The organism is uncultured Bacteroides sp., from assembly GCF_937912035.1.
In the GTDB taxonomy this organism is placed as follows: Bacteria; Bacteroidota; Bacteroidia; order Bacteroidales; family Bacteroidaceae; genus Phocaeicola.
On record NZ_CALDPF010000043.1, the window covers coordinates 135320 to 158050 of the forward strand.

Annotated in this window: 22 protein-coding genes; 9 read left to right on the plus strand and 13 right to left on the minus strand. The window is 39.7% G+C overall.

Annotation, left to right across the window (positions count from 1 at the left end; translation table 11 throughout):
• Window positions 1-77: 77 nt before the first annotated feature.
• Both Q0486_RS12985 and Q0486_RS12990 read right to left on the minus strand, forming a co-directional pair.
• Window positions 78-734 (minus strand): DUF1349 domain-containing protein, encoded by a 657-nt coding sequence (locus tag Q0486_RS12985; RefSeq protein ID WP_299234091.1) that lies wholly within the window; start codon window positions 732-734, stop codon window positions 78-80.
• 19 nt (window positions 735-753) lie between these two features.
• Window positions 754-1341: a sugar O-acetyltransferase gene (locus Q0486_RS12990; RefSeq protein ID WP_299234094.1), complete on the minus strand. Its 588-nt coding sequence runs from the start codon at window positions 1339-1341 to the stop codon at window positions 754-756.
• A 92-nt stretch (window positions 1342-1433) separates the two neighbouring features.
• Here Q0486_RS12990 and Q0486_RS12995 point away from each other — a divergent pair, with 92 nt between their 5' ends.
• Complete coding sequence (locus tag Q0486_RS12995; RefSeq protein ID WP_299234097.1) at window positions 1434-2186, plus strand: LuxR C-terminal-related transcriptional regulator; 753 nt, start codon at window positions 1434-1436, stop codon at window positions 2184-2186.
• 13 nt (window positions 2187-2199) lie between these two features.
• Here the strand turns inward: Q0486_RS12995 and Q0486_RS13000 are convergent, their stop codons facing one another.
• The 5 genes from Q0486_RS13000 to uvrA all read right to left on the minus strand — a co-directional run bounded on the left by Q0486_RS13000 (window position 2200) and on the right by uvrA (window position 9108).
• On the minus strand, window positions 2200-3381 hold the full coding sequence (locus tag Q0486_RS13000) for a DUF418 domain-containing protein (protein WP_299234100.1): 1182 nt from the start codon (window positions 3379-3381) through the stop codon (window positions 2200-2202).
• A gap of 26 nt (window positions 3382-3407) precedes the next feature.
• On the minus strand, window positions 3408-4199 hold the full coding sequence (locus Q0486_RS13005; protein WP_299234103.1) for an EFR1 family ferrodoxin: 792 nt from the start codon (window positions 4197-4199) through the stop codon (window positions 3408-3410).
• Between the two features lie 9 nt (window positions 4200-4208).
• A complete protein-coding gene (locus Q0486_RS13010; RefSeq protein ID WP_299234105.1) occupies window positions 4209-5660 on the minus strand; it encodes a potassium/proton antiporter in 1452 nt (483 codons plus the stop codon).
• Window positions 5661-5674: 14 nt separating this feature from the next.
• Window positions 5675-6160 carry a Cys-tRNA(Pro) deacylase gene (gene ybaK / locus Q0486_RS13015; protein WP_299234108.1) on the minus strand — a complete coding sequence of 162 codons (486 nt, stop codon included), beginning with the start codon at window positions 6158-6160 and terminating at the stop codon, window positions 5675-5677.
• 116 nt (window positions 6161-6276) lie between these two features.
• Entirely contained in the window at window positions 6277-9108 is a 2832-nt protein-coding gene (gene uvrA, locus Q0486_RS13020) for an excinuclease ABC subunit UvrA (protein ID WP_299234111.1), read from the minus strand.
• Window positions 9109-9186: 78 nt separating this feature from the next.
• On the opposite strand from uvrA, the gene Q0486_RS13025 reads away from it, so the two are divergent.
• The 5 genes from Q0486_RS13025 to Q0486_RS13045 all read left to right on the plus strand — a co-directional run bounded on the left by Q0486_RS13025 (window position 9187) and on the right by Q0486_RS13045 (window position 13520).
• Entirely contained in the window at window positions 9187-10986 is a 1800-nt protein-coding gene (locus Q0486_RS13025; RefSeq protein WP_299234114.1) for a LysM peptidoglycan-binding domain-containing protein, read from the plus strand.
• Window positions 10983-11666, plus strand: a complete 684-nt coding sequence (locus Q0486_RS13030) for a porin family protein (protein ID WP_299234116.1) — start codon at window positions 10983-10985, stop codon at window positions 11664-11666. Before Q0486_RS13025 ends, Q0486_RS13030 begins: the two co-directional genes overlap by 4 nt.
• Window positions 11667-11769: 103 nt before the next feature.
• Window positions 11770-12525 (plus strand): exodeoxyribonuclease III, encoded by a 756-nt coding sequence (locus Q0486_RS13035; protein ID WP_154044093.1) that lies wholly within the window; start codon window positions 11770-11772, stop codon window positions 12523-12525.
• Window positions 12526-12532: 7 nt separating this feature from the next.
• Window positions 12533-12913: a diacylglycerol kinase family protein gene (locus tag Q0486_RS13040; protein ID WP_299234119.1), complete on the plus strand. Its 381-nt coding sequence runs from the start codon at window positions 12533-12535 to the stop codon at window positions 12911-12913.
• 46 nt (window positions 12914-12959) lie between these two features.
• The gene (locus Q0486_RS13045; protein WP_299234122.1) at window positions 12960-13520 is read left to right on the plus strand and encodes a phosphatase PAP2 family protein; all 561 of its coding nucleotides are present in this window, start codon (window positions 12960-12962) and stop codon (window positions 13518-13520) included.
• A 42-nt stretch (window positions 13521-13562) separates the two neighbouring features.
• Here the strand turns inward: Q0486_RS13045 and Q0486_RS13050 are convergent, their stop codons facing one another.
• Window positions 13563-14270, minus strand: coding sequence for a TIGR02757 family protein (locus Q0486_RS13050; protein ID WP_299234125.1), 708 nt, complete (start codon window positions 14268-14270; stop codon window positions 13563-13565).
• Window positions 14271-14556: 286 nt separating this feature from the next.
• The gene (locus Q0486_RS13055) at window positions 14557-15132 is read right to left on the minus strand and encodes a bifunctional nuclease domain-containing protein (RefSeq protein WP_299234128.1); all 576 of its coding nucleotides are present in this window, start codon (window positions 15130-15132) and stop codon (window positions 14557-14559) included.
• A 181-nt stretch (window positions 15133-15313) separates the two neighbouring features.
• Between Q0486_RS13055 and Q0486_RS13060 the strand changes: the two genes are divergently transcribed.
• From Q0486_RS13060 to Q0486_RS13070, 3 genes are all read left to right on the plus strand, one after another.
• A complete protein-coding gene (locus Q0486_RS13060) occupies window positions 15314-15829 on the plus strand; it encodes a UpxY family transcription antiterminator (protein ID WP_299234131.1) in 516 nt (171 codons plus the stop codon).
• Window positions 15830-15992: 163 nt separating this feature from the next.
• A complete protein-coding gene (locus Q0486_RS13065) occupies window positions 15993-17306 on the plus strand; it encodes a phenylacetate--CoA ligase (protein ID WP_299234134.1) in 1314 nt (437 codons plus the stop codon).
• Between the two features lie 13 nt (window positions 17307-17319).
• On the plus strand, window positions 17320-17748 hold the full coding sequence (locus tag Q0486_RS13070; protein ID WP_154044100.1) for an amino acid-binding protein: 429 nt from the start codon (window positions 17320-17322) through the stop codon (window positions 17746-17748).
• A gap of 16 nt (window positions 17749-17764) precedes the next feature.
• Here the strand turns inward: Q0486_RS13070 and Q0486_RS13075 are convergent, their stop codons facing one another.
• The 4 genes from Q0486_RS13075 to Q0486_RS13090 form a co-directional block, all read right to left on the minus strand.
• Complete coding sequence (locus Q0486_RS13075) at window positions 17765-18154, minus strand: GtrA family protein (RefSeq protein WP_204393943.1); 390 nt, start codon at window positions 18152-18154, stop codon at window positions 17765-17767.
• A gap of 85 nt (window positions 18155-18239) precedes the next feature.
• Window positions 18240-20003 (minus strand): aspartate--tRNA ligase, encoded by a 1764-nt coding sequence (aspS, locus tag Q0486_RS13080; protein ID WP_299234138.1) that lies wholly within the window; start codon window positions 20001-20003, stop codon window positions 18240-18242.
• A 66-nt stretch (window positions 20004-20069) separates the two neighbouring features.
• Window positions 20070-20312 carry a hypothetical protein gene (locus Q0486_RS13085; protein WP_299234140.1) on the minus strand — a complete coding sequence of 81 codons (243 nt, stop codon included), beginning with the start codon at window positions 20310-20312 and terminating at the stop codon, window positions 20070-20072.
• A gap of 38 nt (window positions 20313-20350) precedes the next feature.
• A complete protein-coding gene (locus Q0486_RS13090) occupies window positions 20351-22657 on the minus strand; it encodes a BamA/TamA family outer membrane protein (protein WP_299234188.1) in 2307 nt (768 codons plus the stop codon).
• Window positions 22658-22731 lie beyond the last annotated feature (74 nt).

Genomic DNA, 22731 nt, shown 5'->3' on the forward strand with positions numbered 1-22731 from the left:
AAAAAAATAATTGACAAAATTAATCATCTGAATGATTAATCCTATCAATTATTTACATTATAACATTTGTTATGTAATTATTCTTCCGCATTCTTTTTCAGCCATTCCAATCTGCGCATGTCCGGCAAATGTTTCACAGTGAAGTTCTCAAATTTGGCTTCAAATCCGTCTCCATCAGGAGATGCTGCCATGATACCGACCTTCATCGGAACATTGTCCTGCATCCACGCATTGCGCATCATTGTGTATTCTTTATCATCGAAAGAATAGAACACCTCTACAGCATCAAGTCTTCTTACAGCCTTAATCCAGATATAAGGAACAGGCTTGTCAAGAGTAATGACACTCCAGTCGGATGTCTTATGAGTAACCACTGTACTAAGATTGTACTTGCCATCGACAAATTCAATTCCTGCCTTGATATAATTCTCATGATCTATTCTCAACATTATACCGGCCTGGTCAAATCGCGTCTTGTATTCTCCCGACACCTTTACTTTTGCTTCAAACTCACCACCATATGTAGCATAATAGAAAGGAGCGTCATCTACTGTAAAACCATAATGAGATAAACGCCAATAGTCACTCTGAGGAGTAACGAACATTGTCATGGTTTTACTATCCTTTATCTCCCATCTTTCCGGTTCATTAAACCAGTTCATTTTCTCCAGACTCTGTGCCGATACCGACGAAAGAGCCATCATTCCAAACAAACTTAAAATCAGTTTCTTCATATTTATAATGCTTTATGTGTTATTCCATTCTGTATTTGTTTTTGTCATCTTCAGTCAGTTCACGAATTACTCTGCAAGGATTGCCGGCTGCCAGAACTCCCGAAGGTATGTTTTTTGTGACTACACTTCCCGCTCCTATTACCGTATCATCGCCTATCGATACTCCAGGCAGAACAGTCACGTTTGCCCCTATCCACACATTGTTACCTACTGTAATAGGGAAAGCATATTCCAACCCCTTATTTCTTTTCTCTGCGTCAAGAGGATGACCTGCCGAATAGAAGCCACAATTAGGAGCGACAAAAACATTGTCACCAAATGTCACCTTTGCCCCATCCAGGATGACGCAATTCACATTCATATAGAAGTTCTCACCTATTTCAATATTATAGCCATAATCGCAATAAAAAGGCTGCTCTATCAGAAAGTTATTTTTTGTTTTTCCGAACAGTCGTCGTATTATCTCAGTACGTTCAGCAATCATTGACGGTCTCAAAGAGTTATATTCATAGCATAAATCTTTACATACTGCCCTCTCACGTAACAGTTCTTCATCGTAATTAGCATCATAGAGCAGCCCTTTATGGCATTTTTCCTTTTCAGTCATTTCTTTATAATTTGTGTTTTGTTTACTTTTGCAAAGTTATGATATATGCTACCTCGGCACAATAATCACAAATAACCATTTTTTATGCGTTTATGGACATTCAGAAAAAAATAAGCAGGAACTTTCAGATGCAGCCTTTCAGCTCGGATGATGATTCAGAAAAGACACGTTTTCTGAAAACCGTTGCATTGGGATACGCCGTAACAGAAAACGCAATAGCAGTATTGAGCGACCTGAAAAATAATAAAAGTTATATATACTATGGAGGTATAGCTGAATTATTAGGTATAGCAGAAAGCTATACAAATGAAATTGTAAACTCTATTTGGGAAAAGAAAATATACGACTCTATACATAAGGACGATTTATCTAATAAACACATCAACGAACTCAGATTCTACAACTTCATCAAAAATCTTCCACCTCAGAAAAGAGAAGGTTTCTTTGTAAAAGAATCGTTGAGAATGTTCAACAAAGATGGTAAATGTTTTCCCATAACACACAGAATGTACTATTTTTACGAGAACGAAAACAGTAACATACGATTTTCACTATGCCTCTATAACCTTAAAATAGATGTTGAAAAAGAAGATTCGTATATTCTCAACTCAATAACCCAAAAATCATATATTCTCGACAATGAATACGACAACCGTATCTTATCAGAAAGAGAAAAAGAGATATTGCGCCTCATAGAAAAAGGTATGAGCAGTATCGACATATCCAACACCCTATCCATAAGCAAGAATACAGTAAGCAGACACCGACAGAATATTCTTGAGAAACTTCAGGCTAAAAATTCTGTCGAGGCCTGCAAAATAGCGAAGGAGATGAAACTTATCTAAAATATAACAGTCATTACTTGAAAATAATCCATGTAAGTTTCTTCCATATCCACTCCAACGGTCCATGTCTGTGAGATGAAAGCCACCACCTGCTAAATGACAACTGTATCATAAATACAAATATCGCTATAACCAAGCACGAAGTTGCTCCTGTATATTTATATAATCCCAAGCCGAAGCCATAAAATAAAGATACACCTATTATTGACTGTACAATATAGTTTGTCAGACTCATTTTCCCATAAGGGATAAATATACGTTGGAATCTATATCCGTTTCCTGCTCCGAACCACCATATCAAAACAAAGAATGAAACCAGCAATGCCATAAAAAGGAAGTTGCATATAGACGGTACTGCAATATCCAACGGTACCATAAGCGCTTCATTACCGGCTACCATTTCCGGATATGTCATCTTGATTATATTGAAAGTTACAAACAGGCTTACAGACCACAACAATACTTTTTTCCATATCATGACTGAATAATCAGATTTCTTGAATAAAGAAAGCCTTCCCGCTGCCATTCCAAACAGAAACAGTCCTCCTATCTGAAAAACACGACCGTTTTCTATCTGCCATAAATTACCATACAACTGCCCGTCGGTGATATTTGACCTCAGAATTTCCAGGAAACTACCGGACTCCATTACAGGCTTTGCCAAATTACCATACACTACCCAGTTATTCCCATATTCCAGAAAAGGAATATCGCATCCGATACAAATCAGTCTTATCCATTCAACAGGCTGAATAATCATAACCGAAGCCAATATTAGCACCGATTTTGTGGAAAGGCCTGATACTGATACAAGGAAAATTCCCATAACGGAATACAACAAAAGAATATCACCATTATAAAATAAGGAATGAAGCTGAGAAAAAAGCATCAAAAGAATCATTCTCCACACAAATCTCCATCGGAAAGGAAGTCCACGTTTTTTTGCATTATCAAACTGAATAAAAAAGCTAAGTCCAAAAAGAAGAGAAAAAGTGGAAAAGGCTTTTCCTCCAAACAAGAACCATACCGTATCCCAAACCCCTTTATCAAGAGCTGTAAGCCAATGAGGCTGACAATCCGGCATATAATAAAGATTATAGTGCTCAAAACAATGTAAAATCACTATTGCAAACAATGCAACACCTCGTAAGGCATCTACAACTTCTATTCTGTCGTTTTTCAATGTGTTATTCATATTTATAGTTTATGGTTTATTTATTATCATTTTCCAGCAAGTACCGGATGAACATATCTTCCCTTACCCACCGACACCTTGCCAAATTCAATAGCCTTAGCCGGACAACGGTGTATGCATGCCGTACACTGTACACAATCCCTTCCTTGCCATACCGGTTTGCCGTTATGCATAACTATCGTACCTGTTGGACAGACCTTAGCACACAGTCCGCAGGAAATACACACCTCTGTAGTCCGGAAAGACTGCCTACCTATAACAAATCTCTTAAATACAGGATAGACCACGTAACTCTTCAGCCACGACATTCCTGTACGGAGAATCAGAGATTCAGAATAACTACGTGTATCTATAGCTTTTACAATCTGTTCCATACCACTTGGAGCCAAAGCAAGTTTTTCATCCTTCACCGGCTCAGGATCAGTACCGAAACCACGCATCAGAATATAGTTATTGGGCATTTTCAGCGAAAAGAAGGCTTCCAGAGGAATACATTTGTCTGCAAGTTCCTTACGCACTATCCGGTCTGTATATCCACAATCGTCACCACATGTGCCAATGGCGAATACACGGTTTCCTTTCAATCCGGACAACTGTAACTCCCTGATAAAACGCAGCATGACTAATGCAGGTCCCCATGAATGTACAGGGAATACGAAAAATAACATTTCCGCCTCATCTCGCAATGTATATCTCAGACCTTCAGCCGAATGTTTCCGTATAAACCCGGAAACTTCACACAAGGGTTCATTGAAAGAATTTGATATGTATTGTGCAACCCATAAAGAATTGCCTGTAGCTGAAAAATAAAATACCATATTTTAAATTTAATCTTTCGTACTCTCCGTTATAAACAATAATTTGTCACCCACATGCAGTTCCATCTGTCCGTTAGGAATCAGGAACTCATTTCCACGTTTGATAAGCATAACCAGCGAACCTTTAGGTATATTCATATCAGCCAGACGATTACCGTGTACCAACATTTCTTCATTAAGAGTTATGTCGTGAAGCTGCGAATCTATCTCATCCGGCAGTTCTACTCCAAACTCGTTTCCTTCCTTCTCCAAAGGTAAGTCAAGTTTAAGCCAACGTGCCACAGAAGAAATTGTCATTCCTTGAATTACAAGTGACAGTAAAGTGATAAAGAACACTATATTAAACAGCTGATGTGAACCTTCTATATGTGCAATCACAGGATATGTGGCAAATATGATTGGTACAGCACCACGCAGTCCAACCCACGAAACGAAAAGTTTGGCTTTGGCACTTATTCCCCTGAAAGGAAGCAGACACGCGAACACACTCAACGGACGTGCCACAACTATCATAAATACGCCGATAAGCAATGCTACTACGGCAGTATCAAGCATTTCATGAGGATTTACAAGCAATCCGAGGGTGATAAACATTATAATCTGGAACAGCCAGGTAAGTCCGTCCATAAATGTAACAATCTCCTTTCGATAAGTCAGTTTCATATTCCCGACCACCACACCGGCTATATATACAGCCAGATAACCATTACCTTTAAGCATATCAGTAGCAGTAAAAGTAATGAAAACCATACTCAGAAGAAGTATTGAATAAAGTGATGAGTTTGACAGACCTATCTTGTTTGTGAGCCATGACATGAACCGTCCCATGGAATACCCCAAAGCACCACCAATGAGGAACTGTACAAACAGGTCTTTGAGCAAAAGACCTATACTAAGCGAACTACCGCTGGATATTACCTGTATAAGAACAATCGTGAGCATATATGCCATAGGGTCATTACTTCCACTTTCCAACTCCAACATAGGACGAAGGTTTTCCTTCAGATTCATTTTCTGCGAACGGAGAAGACTGAACACAGAAGCCGAATCGGTAGAAGACATTGTAGCTGCCAGAAGCAGTGACACCATGAATGTCAGTTCGATATTCGTACTGTTCCATCCCGAAATATAGAAGATAAACAGTCCGGTAAGTAAAGTCGTCAGAAGAACCCCTACGGTAGAGAGAACAATACCTTCTTTAAGAACAGGCTTAATGTCTGTAAACTTAGTCTCCATACCCCCGGTAAAGAGGATGATACTGAGTGCCATCATTCCTATAAACTGTGCATCCTCGGCACTATTGAACTGCAATCCAAGTCCGTCGCTACCGAACATCATTCCCACAAGGAGAAAAAGCAACAATGTCGGTATTCCGAAACGATAACCGGTCTTGCTTATCAATATACTGGTGAAGATAAGCACCGATCCAATCAAAAGTATATTCTCTGCTGTAAATATCATAGATAAATTATTTATTATTCAAACAATGTGCAAACTTCCGCACGACTCACCTTAATCAAATCTGCAGGAGCTATCTTAACCTGCAACCCGCGTACTCCGGCACTTACATATATATAGTCAAAATAATTACAAGTGTGATGAATATATGTAGGGAAATGTTTCTTCATACCTATAGGAGAGCAACCTCCACGAATATATCCCGTAAGTGGAAGAAGTTCCTTCATTGGGATAAGGTCGCATTTTTTGTTCCCTGAAAGTTTGGCAGCCAGTTTCAGATCAATCTCATGTTCTCCAGGAATCACGCATACAAAATACCCTGACTTATCGCCATGAAGTACAAGTGTCTTGAATACCTGTTCTATATTCTCACCAAGAGTTGCAGCCACATGCACGCAACTCAAATCATTCTCATCAACCTCATATGGTACAAGTTCGTATTTTATCTTATCCTTGTCCAGAAGTCTTGCCACATTGGTCTTGGATATTTTTTCTTTAGCCATAACTGTATAATGTTATAATTTTAAACAATGTTTAAATGCCGTTTAAAAGCTATTTAAATACTTTTTAAAAGCTGATTAAACGGCATTCATAATTACGTCTGTATAGATTAAACAATTTATTTCTGATTTAGTTCTTCTTTAAGGAATTTAGGTGTATATCCTTTATCAGACATAGCCACTTCCTCAGGTGTTCCGCACGAAAGCAACTGTCCTCCACCCTTTCCGCCTTCAGGTCCCATGTCGATGATATAGTCAGCCATCTTTATAACATCAAGATTATGTTCTATAACCAGAACTGTGTTTCCTTTGTCCACCAGACGGTTGAGTACATTCATCAGTACACGGATATCCTCGAAATGCAAACCTGTGGTAGGTTCGTCAAGGATGTAGAAAGTCTTTCCTGTATCTTTCTTGGAAAGTTCGGTAGCAAGTTTCACACGCTGGCTCTCTCCACCGGAAAGAGTGGTTGAGGGCTGTCCCAACTTGATATATCCCAAACCTACTTCCTGAAGTACCTTTATCTTATTCAGTATCTGAGGCACATTCTCAAAGAACTCCACAGCACGGTTTATTGTCATATCAAGCACATCGGCTATTGACTTTCCCTTGTATCTTACTTCCAATGTCTCACGGTTATATCGCTTTCCATGACATACCTCGCAAGGAACAAGCACATCAGGCAGGAAGTTCATTTCTATGGTCTTATATCCGTTTCCTCCGCAAGCCTCACAGCGTCCTCCGGCTACATTGAACGAAAAACGCCCAGGCTTGTAACCACGTATCTTTGCTTCCGGCAGACCTACAAACAGGTTTCTTATATCTGAGAACACTCCGGTATATGTAGCCGGATTTGAACGCGGAGTACGCCCAAGCGGCGACTGATCCACATTTACCACCTTATCTATATTCTCCAGTCCTTCAATACGGTCGTATGGCAAAGGGTCCTGAAGCGAACGGTAGAAATGTTGAGAAAGTATAGGCTGAAGAGTGTCGTTGATAAGAGTTGACTTACCGCTTCCCGAAACACCTGTCACACAAATAAGTGTTCCCAACGGAAATTCCACATCAACTCCTTTCAGATTGTTTCCTCTTGCTCCGAACAAGGAAAGTTTCTTGCCGTTACCCGGTCTTCTTTTGGCAGGTATTTCTATCTTCATTTCACCATTCAGATACTGCGATGTCATAGTGTGTGTCTTCAACATCTCCTGCGGAGTTCCTGCAAATACCACTTCGCCGCCCAATCGTCCTGCCTTAGGTCCCATATCCACTATATAGTCCGATGCCAGCATCATATCCTTGTCATGCTCTACCACTATCACCGAGTTACCTATATCTCTAAGGCTTTTCAGAGAGTTTATCAGTCGGACATTGTCTCTCTGATGAAGTCCTATACTAGGTTCATCGAGGATATAAAGTACATTTACAAGTTGCGAACCAATCTGTGTTGCAAGGCGAATACGCTGGCTTTCGCCACCTGAAAGACTGACTGAAGTACGGTTAAGAGAAAGATATTCCAGTCCCACATCAAGAAGGAATTTCAGTCGTGTACGGATCTCCTTCAGAATTTCCTGAGCTATTACTTTCTGCTTGTTGTCCAGATGTTCCTCCACTCCCTGCAGCCATTCGTACAATTCGTTTATATCCATCGAAGCCAGTTCGTAGATATTCTTGTCATGCAGACGGAAGTGTAGAGCCTCCTTATTCAGCCTCATCCCCTTACACTCAGGACAAACATCTGTCTTGGCAAACTGTTCCGCCCATTTCTGTGCAGTGGCAGAAGCATCTTTCTCCTGCATCATCTGTATATATTTCACTATACCTTCGTATTCTACGAAATAGTCTGACGAAGTGTGTACCAGTGAACTGTCTATCTTCAGACGCTCATCGCAACCGTAAAGAATTTCATTAATGGCATCGTCAGGCAATTCGCTTACGGGAGTTTTAAGCGTAGCTTCATGTCGTTCAAGCAATGCACTCAACTGCCAGAAAATCATGGCATTCTTATATTTCCCAAGTGGTGCTATTGCCCCTTCATACACAGAAAGCGTACGGTCAGGAATTACCTTGTCAACATCTATAAGATTGACATATCCCAATCCCTTGCATCGCGGACATGCGCCCTGCGGAGAGTTAAAAGAGAAATTGTGTGGTGCTGGCTCACGATAAGAAAGTCCTGTCACAGGACACATCAAACGCTTACTGTAGTGACGCACACTTTCTGTCTGCGCATCTAGTATCATAAGCAGACCGTCTCCCAACCGCATGGCAGTAGCCACACTCTGTCGCAACCTTTTATCCTCTTTCTCGGTTACAACTGTTTTATCTACCACAACTTCTATGTCATGGTTCTTGTATCTGTCCAGTTTCATTCCGTGAGTGATTTCCTTCACTTCACCGTCAACTCTAACATAAAGATAGCCTTTTTTTCTGACCTGTTCGAACAGCTCCTTATAATGTCCCTTTCGGGTACGAACCAATGGAGAAAGTATAAAGATACGCTTTCCCTTATAATCACGGTTTATAAGTTCTATGATTTGTTCCTCGGTATATTTCACCATCTTCTCTCCCGAAAGATAGGAATATGCCGTAGCTGCACGCGCATAGAGCAGACGCAGATAATCGTATATCTCGGTAGTTGTACCCACAGTGGAACGCGGATTCTTGTTGGTCGTCTTCTGCTCGATTGAGATAACCGGACTCAGTCCTGTAATCTTGTCAACATCAGGACGTTCCATTCCACCAAGGAAATTTCTGGCGTATGCGGAGAATGTCTCTATATACCTGCGCTGTCCCTCGGCGAAGATTGTATCGAATGCAAGCGATGACTTACCGCTTCCACTCAGCCCGGTGATAACCGTAAGGCTGTTGCGCGGTATTTCGACATCTATATTTTTCAGATTATGTACACGTGCTCCCTGCACGCTTATCGTTTCTTTTCCTTCTGTCATATCTTAATATTCAGTGAAACATTGCAAAGATAATGCTTTTTTCGTACTTTTGCCCGTAAATAATCATATAGCTGAAAAATGAAATTTATTCAATCTGTATTTCTTGCACTGGCACTCATGGCCGGAAGCAGCATTAAAGTAATGGCTCAGGCATCTGCCGAGAGCGGATATTTTCTTCACACAGTAACAAAAGGCCAAAGCCTATATTCCATATCAAGTATGTATAATGTTACTATTGACGACATTGTACGCCTGAATCCAGGAAGCGACAAGCAAATCCGCGAAGGAGCTGCACTTAAAATTCCTCAGGCAACCAATTCCAATTCCGACAAACCAGTATTCCACACAATACAAGCAGGTGAAACTTTGTATCGCCTATCTGTGAAATATAACGTCACCACTCAGGCTATTTGCGAAGCTAATCCTGGACTTAGCAGTGAAAATTTTCGTTCCGGACAAGTGATAATAATTCCCGTCCAGTCTGATTCCAAGCCACAAAAAGAAACTCCTAAAGTAGCTGAACAGGAGAAAACAAATGTGAAGATGAATGACTGGAAAGACATGCATAAAGTGGAAAGGAAAGAAACAATTTTCAGCATCAGCCGCGAATATGGAATCACTGAAGAGGAACTTATTGCAGCCAATCCTGAGCTGAAAAAAGGTAAGCTGAAAAAAGGCACTTTCCTGTTCATCCCATACGGAAAAAATGACCAAAAAGCTCAAAAACCGGAATCAAAGCCTGAAAAACAGGAACTCACCAACGAAGAGATATTCAGCCAGTTGGAAGATTCAAGAAAAGACATTAAGACAATCAAGGCAGCAGTACTTCTTCCGTTCATGTCAGGAACAAGTGCAAACATTGACGAACAGCTAAGAATGGTGGAATACTATGAAGGTTTTCTCATGGCAGTGGACAGTCTGAAAAAACAGGGCGTTTCTGTTGACCTTTATACATACGACACCAAAGGTAGAGAAGCAACGCTGAACAACATTCTTGCCAAGAAGGAAATGAAGAGTATGGATATAATATTCGGACCTGCAAGGACACAGGACATCGATGCTCTTGCAACTTTTGCAGACCAAAACAACATTCGTCTGGTCGTACCATTTGCCCCAAAAGTAGATCAGGTATTCAAGAATCCACATATCTACCAGGTTAACACTCCACAGTCATATCTGTACTCAGAGGTATACGAACACTTCAACCGTAAGTTCAGCGACAGTAATGTGATATTCCTTAATGCCGGCAACGGTGACAGAGAAAAAGATGAATTTATCAAAGGAATGAAAACAGAGCTGAAAGACAAGGGAATAAGTTACCGTGACTTTACACTGACTGACAATTTTTATGAGATAATCAGCGTTATGGATACACTGAGAAACAATATATTCATTCCTACTTCCGGAAAGAGTACTGCTTTGGTAAAGATTCTTCCTCAACTCACACAGATCCGTCGCGAAAAGCCTCATTACATGATAAATATGTTTGGTTATCCAGAATGGCAGACTTATACCAACGATTATCTGGCAAGCTTTTATGAGCTTGACACTTATTTTTATTCATCATTCTATACAAACAATCTTTTCCCAGCTGCCATAAACTTCACTCAGGCATACCGCCGTTGGTATAGTAAAGACATGGCTAATATTTACCCAAAATACGGAATGCTAGGGTATGACACCGGTTATTTCTTCCTAAAGGGTTTGGCTAAATACGGAAATAAAATGGAAGAAAACCTAGCTTCAATACAAGTTACTCCAATCCAGACAGGATTCAAATTCGAACGTGTAAATAACTGGGGAGGATTTATAAACAGAAAAGTGTTCTTCGTACATTTCTCAAAGGATTATGAACTGATTAAACTTGACTTTGAATGATTATAAAAAAATATATATCCATTTTAGTATGTTTTCTCTGCTGGCTAAACGTTACTGAAACACAAGCCCAATTGCAAGAACAGAAACATAACTTTTCCATAGGTATAAGCGGAGGTGTAAATTTCAGCAATGTTGATTTTGCTCCAAGAATAAAACAAGGCTACCTCGTAGGACCGCAAATGGGTTTCACCGCCAGATATATCTCCGAGAAATATTTCAGCATGATTTGTGGTATTCAAGCGGAAGTGAACTACTCCCAGCGCGGATGGAAAGAAGTAATAGAAGACAATAGTGGTGACAGCTATCAGAGAGCTATGAATTATGTAGAAGTACCTCTTCTGGCGCATCTGGCATTCGGTAAAGAACACGGAAACGGAGCAAGATTCATTCTTAACCTAGGACCTCAGATAGGATTTCTGATAGGTGAAAAGGAAACTCATGCCATGCCTTCAATACAAAAAGAGCAATACGGCAAAGCTGCTGAAAACGGTTTCGATTATGGACTGATTGGTGGCGGAGGTCTGGAAATACGTACAGGTATAGGTCACTTCCTACTTGAAGGCAGGTACTATTTCGGACTTAGCGATTTTTTCAACAGTACAAAGAAAGACTATTTTTCACGCTCGGCACATACTTATATATGTGGCAAAATTACTTATCTTTTTGATATAAGAAAATGAGGCTCAGTTGACAAGTTGACGAGATAACGAAGTTTCCATAATGCCTTGTAAACTCGTAACTGAAGCCATATAATCTTTTTTAATTGTTAATTATTAATTCAATATGCGCCTTATTTCATGGAACGTAAACGGAATCCGCGCCTGCTGCGACAAAGGTTTCCGTGATTCATTCAAGGCACTTGATGCCGATTTCTTCTGCCTGCAGGAAACAAAGATGCAGGAAGGACAGTTAGACCTCAGTTTCGAAGGATATACATCATACTGGAATTATGCTGAAAAGAAAGGTTATTCCGGTACAGCAATATTCACACGCCACCAGCCTCTGAACGTTACATACGGCATAGGTATTGACGAACATGACCATGAAGGACGTGTGATAACACTGGAAATGGAAAACTTCTTCCTTGTAACGGTATATACTCCAAACTCACAAGACGGACTTAAACGTCTGGACTACCGTATGACATGGGAAGACGATTTTAGGGCATACATCAAGAATCTTGACAGCAAGAAACCTGTATTAGTATGCGGAGACCTTAATGTGGCACACAAAGAGATAGATTTGAAAAATCCAAAGACCAACCGCATGAATGCAGGATTTACCGACCAGGAAAGAGAAAAGTTCCAGACACTGCTCGATGCCGGCTTTATAGATACATTCCGCCATTTCTATCCTGACATGGAGAATATCTATTCATGGTGGTCGTACCGCTTCAAGGCACGCGAAAAGAACGCAGGGTGGCGTATTGACTACTTCGTGGCTTCGGCACGCCTTGCCGATAAACTTCAGGGAGCAAAAATACATACAGAAATATTCGGTTCAGACCACTGTCCGGTGGAAGTAACCATCGATTTATAATATAGAGATGAAGAACGACGGGTTTACACTCAGAAAAAGGCTGAAGAGTTTTAAGTTTGCCTTTAACGGCATAATATTGCTCATTACCCGTGAACACAATGCATGGATACATTGTTTTGCGGCTGTATGTGTAATAATAGCAGGATTTGCTTTTGACATATCCGCTACAGAATGGATAGCTGTAACGTTTGCCATAGGAACAGTACTTGCAGCAGAAGCTGTAAACTCGTCAATAGAAGCCATTGCAGACCTTATTTCACCAGGATATAATGAAGCTATCAAACGTACTAAAGATCTTGCTGCAGGAGCAGTGCTTATACTTGCCATATCAGCAGCCATAGTAGGACTGATTATATTTATTCCTAAAATAATGGAAATATTCAGCTGAACAGACACGCTGAAGTTTGTGTTTCTATACTAAATGATAAAAAAATATGATTAAAAGAACCAGCATATTATTTATGGTTTGCCTGCTGTCATTCTCCATAAGCGCACAGACCATCGAAGTTACCGGTAGCCGTAAGGCAGTCCGCACATCCGGTGATATAGGTGCAGTGCTTTTGCCAGTAGCCGGACTGACAGCCATTCTTATAAACAAGGATTGGCAGGGGTTGAAACAAGGAGTATTTTCAGGCATAACCACACTTGGAGTGACATATGCACTGAAATATGCCGTAAAGAAAGAACGTCCTGACCATAGCAACTTTCACTCCTTCCCTTCCATGCACACGTCAGTATCATTCGCGGCTGCGTCTTTCATACAGCGTCGCTATGGCTGGAAATGGGGAGCACCGGCATACGTAATGTCAACGTATGTAGGCTGGAGTCGCGTTTATGGCAAGAAACATGACTGGTGGGATGTTGCGGCAGGAGCCGTTATAGGTACTGCCAGCTCATACATATTCACACGTCCGTTTGCCAAGAAACATAATCTTACGATAAGTCCCGTAGCAGGTGACGGTCATTACGGCATTTATGCTTCGATGAATTTCTGATTTATACTATTTATAAAAACAATACTTTCATTTTTCATTGATTTAATCTTTATTATTCACACCATAGCCGAAAAGTGAGAAATCCCCCATACAAGGATCACCAGGGAATATTTCTGCCAAAGCATTCGTTATTCTTTTAGCGTTTGTGAGCGAGAACACTGGCTTATCAGTAAGTCCCAGAAGATGCGCCACACGGCATACGTGGGTATCAAGAGGAATAATTAAATCGGCAGCATCCATTCTTTTCCACATACCGAAGTCAACTGGAGAATTCTGACGTATCATCCAGCGCAGGAACATGTTGAGTTTCTTCTGTGGCGAACGGTCTGAGACCTCAAGAAACGCGCATAGTTTCTGCATCGGTGTTCCGTTATATTCCAATAGTCTGTCCTCCAAAGTCTTTCCTTCAGAATAGACGGAATAAAGTTTTTCAAGATAAAAACGGAAGTCGGAATGCGACACCATCCTGTAGAAACTGCTCTTGTCGTCAGCACGGAAATCATCTCTCCATTTCCCAGAAAGGATATATTGCAAGGGTGAATGTCCCATAATGGCATCCAGTTCGTCTGCCTTGCGGAGTATCATCTTGCGATTGCCAAAACTGAGAACAGCCGTAAGAAGACCTGAAATTTCAATATCACGCTGTTCGGTATATCTGTGAGGGAATTGTACTGGGTCGTCGGGAATAAACGATGCACAATGGTAAGTCTCAGCCCACTCTTTCAATAGTTTTATAGTTTCTGTTTCCATAATAATCATGTTGATACATTTCAAAAAAATTACCTGTCATTTTACCTAAAACGCTTTGTCGTTTCAATTAAAATGAACTGTCATTTTCTCCGGTAAAATATAAGGCATAAAAAAAGGGAATCTTCCCAGACTCCCAATCTTCATTAACCTTAAATCTAATACCATGAAAAACACAGTGCAAATATACGGGTTTTATGTTATGTAACATATAAAAACAAAGAAAAAAGCATCATGGTTAACTATTTTTATACCTTAATCTCACAATATAAATAGTTATACATATTAGTTAACATTGATCTTTATTTTTTCTCCTTGATATTTCATCTCTTAGCATTGCGGCTCTCTCGTAATCTTCATTATTAACAGCTGCCTCCAAATCCATTTTCAGCATATCAGTACCTACAGAATTAAGCGGCATACTAAATCCAGAACCATCAGAAGTTACAATACGAATCTTTTCTTTTTCAAGCAAATCATCTAAAACATAAACCGGATACCCCATTTTAAAAGATAAAGCCAATGCATCGGTAGGGCGTGAATCAACTTTAAAACTAGTCCCATCAGAACGTGTACAGTATATATAAGAATTAAAAATACCGTCGTTGACATCGTATATTACAGCCTTATCTACAGAAATACCAGCTTCATGCAATAGAGAATTAACAAAATCGTAGGTCAATGGACGAGGAGATTTGTAACCGGACATACATGCTCTTAAATCGGAAGCTTCTCTATCGCCTATAATCATTGCCAAACGCCTTCCACCATTACAACTCGTAACTTCCTCCAAAATCAGGGCATGCGATGTAGAAGGTTTTAATAAATTAGATATTCCTATTATAATAACCTCAATTTCGTTCATACAAAAATTATTTATTACTTTACTCAGAACAAATATAATAAAAAATATATACCATACCTCATAATTTGTAAAATAATGAAAGACATAACATGAAGAAAGTTTTAATGAATAAAAAATGTACTATTAATTTTTATTTATACTTTTGTAGGAGCTTAAACGAAAAGTAAACTACAAGACACAAATGGAGAACGAACACTGGTATGCGATGTATGTAAAAATGCATCACGAAAAAAAGACTGCAGAAAAGCTATCCAATATGGGAATCAAAAACTATTTGCCACTGCAGGAAACCGTAAGACAATGGAGCGACAGAAAGAAAAAGATACAAGTTGTTATTATTCCGATGATTATCTTTGTAAAATCGAATGAAAAAGACAGAATTGAAATTCTGAAATCTGTCCCTTCAATAAACGGTACCATGATAGACAAGGCTACACACAAACCTGCAATAATTAGAGACGAAGAAATGGAACGTTTCATGTTCATGTTGGACTATTCAGAAGATACAGTAAGATTCACAAACGAACAACTCAAACCCGGGGAAAAAGTCGAAGTAATAAAAGGACCGCTAAACGGATTAAAAGGAGAACTAATCGACATAGAAGGGAAATGTCAAGTATCTGTAAGGCTCAACATGCTGGGATGCGCAATGGTTGAGATGCCGGTAGGATACCTTAAAAAGACAGAAAACGAATAAAAATAACATCAAATTGACACACATAAATCATCAGAGCAGCAAAAATGAAATTTTTCCTTGCTGTTTTGATGATTTTTTCTAATTTTGCAGTCATAGGAATTTCAACATAACATTTCAGAATAATATTCCAATAAAAACATAAACCTTACAAATAATTGTTATAATGGAAAACGACTGCAAATATCTCCATCCGGAGATGGAAACAATGACGAGAGAGGAAATAGAGAAGCTGCAATTGGAAAGACTGAAAAAAACAGTAAAACATTGCATGAACTCACCTTTCTATAAGAAAAGATTCGAAGAGTGTAATCTGAAACCTGAAGATATAAAATCACTTGACGACATAAGAAAAATACCGTTCACGACCAAACAGGATTTGCGCGACAACTATCCTTACGGGCTTGCCGCAGTACCACTGAAGGACGTGGTAAGACTGCATTCGTCAAGCGGTACGACAGGAACACCTACAGTAATACTCCATACACAAAAAGATCTTGACGAATGGGCAAATGCCGTGGCACGCTGTCTGCACATGGTTGGATTGAGAGCCGGAGATATATTCCAGAACTCGTCCGGATACGGTATGTTTACCGGTGGACTGGGATTTCAGTATGGCGCTGAAAGACTTGGAATGCTAACTGTACCGGCTGCAGCAGGAAACACAAAAAGACAGATTAAATTCATAACAGACTTCGGAACTACTGCACTTCACGCCATACCAAGCTATGCAGGGCGTCTGCATGAGGTTATGGAAGAAATGGGAATAGATCCGGTTAAGGATACAAAATTGAAAACACTGATAATAGGTGCCGAACCACACTCTGAAGAACAAAGGAAAAGAATAGAAAAAATGCTCGGAGTGAAGGCATACAACTCTTTCGGAATGTCAGAAATGTGCGGTCCGGGAGTGGCTTTCGAATGTACAGAACAGAACGGTCTGCACATATGGGAGGACTATTATATAGTTGAAATAGTAGATCCGGAAACGCTGGAACCTGTGCCGGACGGTGAAGTGGGTGAACTTGTCCTTACAACAATAAACCGTGAGGCAATGCCCCTGTTAAGATACAGAACAAGAGACCTTACAAGATTCCTACCAGGAGAATGCAAGTGCGGACGTCATCACAGACGCCTTGACCGCATGAAGGGAAGAAGTGACGACATGATCATACTGAAGGGGGTAAACATCTTCCCTATTCAAATAGAAACCATACTTATGCAGTTCAAAGAGCTTGGTTCTGACTACCTGATCACACTTACAAACCTTGATGCAAACGATGAAATGACGGTAGAAGTGGAACTGAACGAATTCACAGACGATTTCGGCTCACTGCAAAAACTTACAAAGGAAATTACTCGCCAACTGAAAGACGAAATTCTGATTACCCCAACCGTAAAACTGGTACCGAAAGGAAGCTTGCCGAAGCAGGAAGGAAAGGCTGTGAGAGTGAAAGATTTACGTAAAACATTAATTTAAAGATATATACATCATGACAGTACATCAATTATCTGTTTTTGTAGAAAATAAATCGGGAACTCTCCTAAAAGTTCTCGAACTGCTGAAAGAGGCAGAAATTCAGTTAATAGCCTCTACCATTTCCGATACTGTGGAATACGGAATATACAGAATAATATGTTCCGATCCTGAAAGAGCCTTTCAGACACTAAGCAAGGCAGGAATATCTGCAAATGTTTCGGAAGTATTTGCAATAACACTCGACAATTATCCGGGAAGAGCTGCCGATGCAATAAAGAGCTTCACAGACGCAGGCATAGGCATATCATATCTGTATTCGTTCCTACTGGCAGGAAAAGGTATCCTTGTATTCCGCACAGACGATGCTGAAAAGACAAGAGATGTGATTACAAAGAACAATATGAGTTATCTGGAAGATAAAGACTTGTACAATATGGCATAAACAAATGCAATATAAATTACTTGAAAGTAATCATCTTGTTGCTTATAAAATTTACAGCGCCATAAACAAAGAGTCCAAGGAACTGGGCAAGATATTCATTGAGATGAAGAAGTTCCACCAATACAAGAAGGAACACAAACTGGGCGCTGTAGGCCATGACAAAAGCTATAAGGAAGAACAGTATCTGACGCTGGATGCTGTTCTTTTTTGTTTCCTTGTCCAAAGGAAAAATCCAGTACTTGCACCAAAGGAAGTTGTTTATCTGTGCGGCCGTATATGCAGAAATATTGGCTATCATATAGTCAAGTCTGCAAATATGCATAAGCACCCATACCACCAAGGCAGCGATCACTGCATTGAGAGTACCCACTATGACAAACCTTATGATACGTACTGTTTCTTTCATTAATGAAATTCAAAAATACGGCACGGAAACAGGTATAATCCAAACACACCTATATCCGTGCCTAATTATATTTAAAGAAGTTTTATCAGTTCTTTTCCTTGATGTCAACTACCAGGTTAAGTTCGTCAAGCTGTTTCTGGTCAAGATAACCAGGAGCATCAAGCATAACGTCTCTTCCTGAGTTGTTCTTAGGGAATGCTATACAGTCGCGGATTGAATCCAGACCGGCAAAGAGTGATACCCAACGGTCAAGACCGTATGCAAGACCACCGTGAGGAGGTGCACCGAACTTGAAGGCGTTCATCAGGAAGCCAAACTGTTCCTGTGCCTTTTCAGGAGTAAATCCAAGAATTTCGAACATCTTGGCCTGAAGCTGAGAGTCGTGGATACGGATAGAACCACCTCCTACTTCAACACCGTTGATAACCATATCGTATGCATCTGCACGAACTGCTGCCGGATCAGTGTCAAGGAGTGCGATATCTTCATCCTTAGGATGAGTGAATGGGTGGTGCATAGCCATCAAGCGACCTTCTTCTTCGCTCCATTCGAACATCGGGAAGTCAACAACCCACAGACAAGCAAACTTGTTCTTGTCGCGCAATCCCAACTGATTACCCATTTCAAGACGGAGTTCGCAAAGCTGCTTGCGTGTCTTCATCACATCATCACCGCTGAGGATAAGAATCAAATCACCCGGTTTTGCACCGAATGCTTCTTTCATCTTCTGCAGTACTTCCTGTGAATAGAACTTGTCAACGCTTGACTTCACATTACCGTCGGCCTCAACACGTGCATAAACCAATCCCTTAGCACCGATCTGAGGACGTTTAACGAATTCAGTCAACTGGTCAAGCTGCTTGCGTGTATATGTAGCGGCACCTTCGGCACAGATACCACCGATATATGCAGCATTATCAAATACAGAGAAACCATAACCTTTGAGGATGTCCATCAGTTCGACAAACTTCATTCCGAAACGCAAGTCAGGTTTGTCGCTACCGTAATATTTCATTGCATCTGCCCAAGGCATACGGATAAACGGTTCGGTAAGCTCAACACCGCGCAATTCCTTGAACAAGTGTTTTGCCATGCCTTCGAACATATTGATAATATCTTCCTGTTCAACGAAGCTCATCTCGCAGTCAATCTGAGTAAACTCAGGCTGACGGTCTGCACGAAGGTCTTCGTCGCGGAAACATTTCACAATCTGGAAGTAACGGTCGAAACCTGAAACCATCAACAGCTGTTTCAATGTCTGAGGTGACTGTGGAAGTGCATAGAACTGTCCCGGATTCATACGTGACGGAACTACAAAGTCGCGCGCACCTTCAGGAGTAGAACCGATAAGCATAGGAGTTTCCACTTCAAGGAATCCTTTGCTATCAAGATAACGACGTACTTCCATTGTCATACGGTGACGCAATTCCAAATTCTTGCGAACAGCAGTACGACGAAGGTCTAGGTAACGGTACTTCATACGAAGATCGTCACCACCATCAGTATTATCTTCGATAGTGAAAGGAGGAGTCTGAGCAGAATTCAGAATGTTAAGCTCAGAAACGATGATTTCGATATCACCTGTAGGAATATTATTGTTTTTGCTTGAACGTTCGCTCACAGTACCTTTTACCTGTATAACGAACTCACGTCCCAGATGATTGGCTTTTTCACAAAGGTCGGCATTCACATCGGTATTGAAAACCAACTGTGTGATACCATAACGATCGCGGAGGTCAACGAATGTCATTCCTCCCATCTTACGTGTACGCTGTACCCATCCGGAAAGCGTTACATTTTTGCCTGCATCGGCAAGTCTCAACTCGCCACAAGTATGACTTCTAAACATATTAAGAGTATTTTTAATCTTTTGAACGACAAAGTTAGTACATGTTTTTGACTTATGCAATTATATTCACTTTTGAGTTTCTTCAAGCTTAGTCTTAAGACGTTCAAGGATATATATTGCTCCTTGCATTTTAGGATTATCACAGTTTATTTCGGCTTGAATCATAAGTCTGCCAATGGTTTCTTTGACATTCGGAATATATGTAGCTTTATCCAATTGGATATCTTCCGGCAATTCTCTACCATTGAACCATTCTTCCAGTTCACGCAATTCATCGTGAGTATAAAGCTTAGTTTCTATTTTAGCCATATATTATTTTATTATAAATCAGATAATATTTATTTCTATCAAAACGGATATCCAACAGCAAAATGGAAAGCAAAATCACGAGAGAAATCCGGTCTTAAAAACGGGAAACGGTTCGCTCCTGATTCCATAGGATTTATAGCTTTCATACCACCATCGAATCTCAAAATCAGGAAATCAAGATCAAATCTGACTCCCAATCCATAAGAAACTGCAATTTCTTTATAAAAACGTTTAAATGAGAATTGTCCGGTAGAATCAGAATATCTGTTTTTAAGAGTCCATACATTTCCTGCATCAATAAACGCAGCACCGTTTAATTTCCAGAACAGATGAGTCCTGTACTCTATATTCATATCCAGTTTAATATCTCCTGTATGATTTACATAATCTAAGGAACCCGCTGCTCCAGGATATCCTCCCGGCCCAAGCGAACGCACACTCCACCCTCTTACACTATTGGCACCACCGGAAAAATAAAGTTTTTCGAAAGGCAAACTTTTTGAATTACCGTATGGAACGGCCACTCCGGTACCAATATGGAAAACCAGTGCATTTCTTTCATCAATCATAATGTTCTTAGCAAAATCAAAGTCCACCTTAACATATTGAGCAAAACTTATGTTCCCCATCTTGTAGGACTCTCCGTCAGAAGGTTTCCTATGTATCAACTTCGATAATCCATATATAAGATTACCCGACTCCTCAATATTGAAACGGATGGAATAAGAACTTTTCTTGGCAGTCTGCTGAGTGGAGACTCCTGCACTGTTATAAGTATATGTATATCCCAATCTTACGATAAACAGATCTTCATAACTATACCTCAACAGAGGATTGATTTCATCCATATAGTCAAGATATTCTATAAATGTTTTCGACCTATATGGCATATATATATAATTTATATCAAGAACGTCAAGCCTATGACTGGCTTTCCTTCTACTGTTCCATCTGTAACTCCAGGCTGCTGAAGCCAATGTTCTTTCAAACTCAGGCCTGATTTGCCAATTATATTTTACACTGACTTGTGACTTTGCGTTAACACTTTTCTTGAAATCAGATCGCAAAAACGGAAACATAAATTCAGGAAATTCCAAACTGCTCTCAACACCATACTCCGTATAATTGTTATTAGCATAACCCTCTAGACCTGTAACAGCCTCGTATGCTCCCCTGACCTTGATATTGAAAGTTTCAGATCCTTTAAAAAGATTTCTATGAGTATAAGTTACTGACGCCGCAGCTCCCAAATCGCCGGCAGAGTTTGTTCCTTCAATCTGAAAAGCCAAAGTTTTATTCTTATTCTTTGACAAAGAAACAAAAGCATCAAGATATGCAGAATCATTCTCAAAATACTCTACAAATCTGATATTTGAGTATTTCAATATACCAAGTCTTGATAAAGAGGAATACGTAGCCATTACGTCACGATTAGAATACAACTTTCCAGCATCTATCCTGTTATGCGAGGTTATAACACCCGGACGAAGAAACAATTTATCATTATATATTATACTGAGCTGATCATATTTAACGGTATCATTCAATGAATTGACATTAGCAGATACATTATCAATATCCATAAGATAATTTACAGTTCTGACTTTATACTGACGATGTAATGAATTTGAGCTATTTCCCATTTTTTGGTCACTAAGAGCTATATTCATTGTAAGATCAATCTTGTATGTTCCATAAACCGTATCAGCCTGAAACGTAATATAATCCTTATTAAACCTGTAAAAGCCTCTATTAAGAAGAAACTGCGTAATCCTATTTCTTTCCTCTTCAAGTACATTTACATTAAAACGCATTCCTTCTTTCAATCCAATACTTATGGAATCATTCATCAATAAACCTCTTATTACGTAATCTTCAATATTATAGCTGATAGTGGATACAACGTATGGATTTCCAGTGGAGATTTTGTAATAAGCATCAATTTTATTATTCTTTACTTTCTCTTCCAGGAAGACTTCAGCACCAAGATATCCCTTATTCTGTACAGCACTTAGTATTTGCATTCTTGTTTCCTCAGCTGCAGATGAATCATATATTCTGGGAGCATCTCCCATTTTACGGAGTAACCTGTTAATCCATTTTGTAGAATCCTTGCCTGACGCACAATAAATATACATAGGCAATTTAACCAAACTGAACCATTTTGAATTAGGTTTTTGTCGTACGTATGAGTACATTTCAGACGATTTTATTTCCTTATTGTCACTTTTTACATGAACTTCATCAAGCAGGTATTGTCCTTCAGGGATAAATTTACTTACGGAACAACTGCCCAGCAGCATAACCACTGTCAAGAAATATATGTATATACAAACTCTGTTCATCATTCCTACAAGCAAACTTTTTTATTTGCAAACTTACAAAAAAATCCACTAACAGTGAATATGTAAATGAAAAT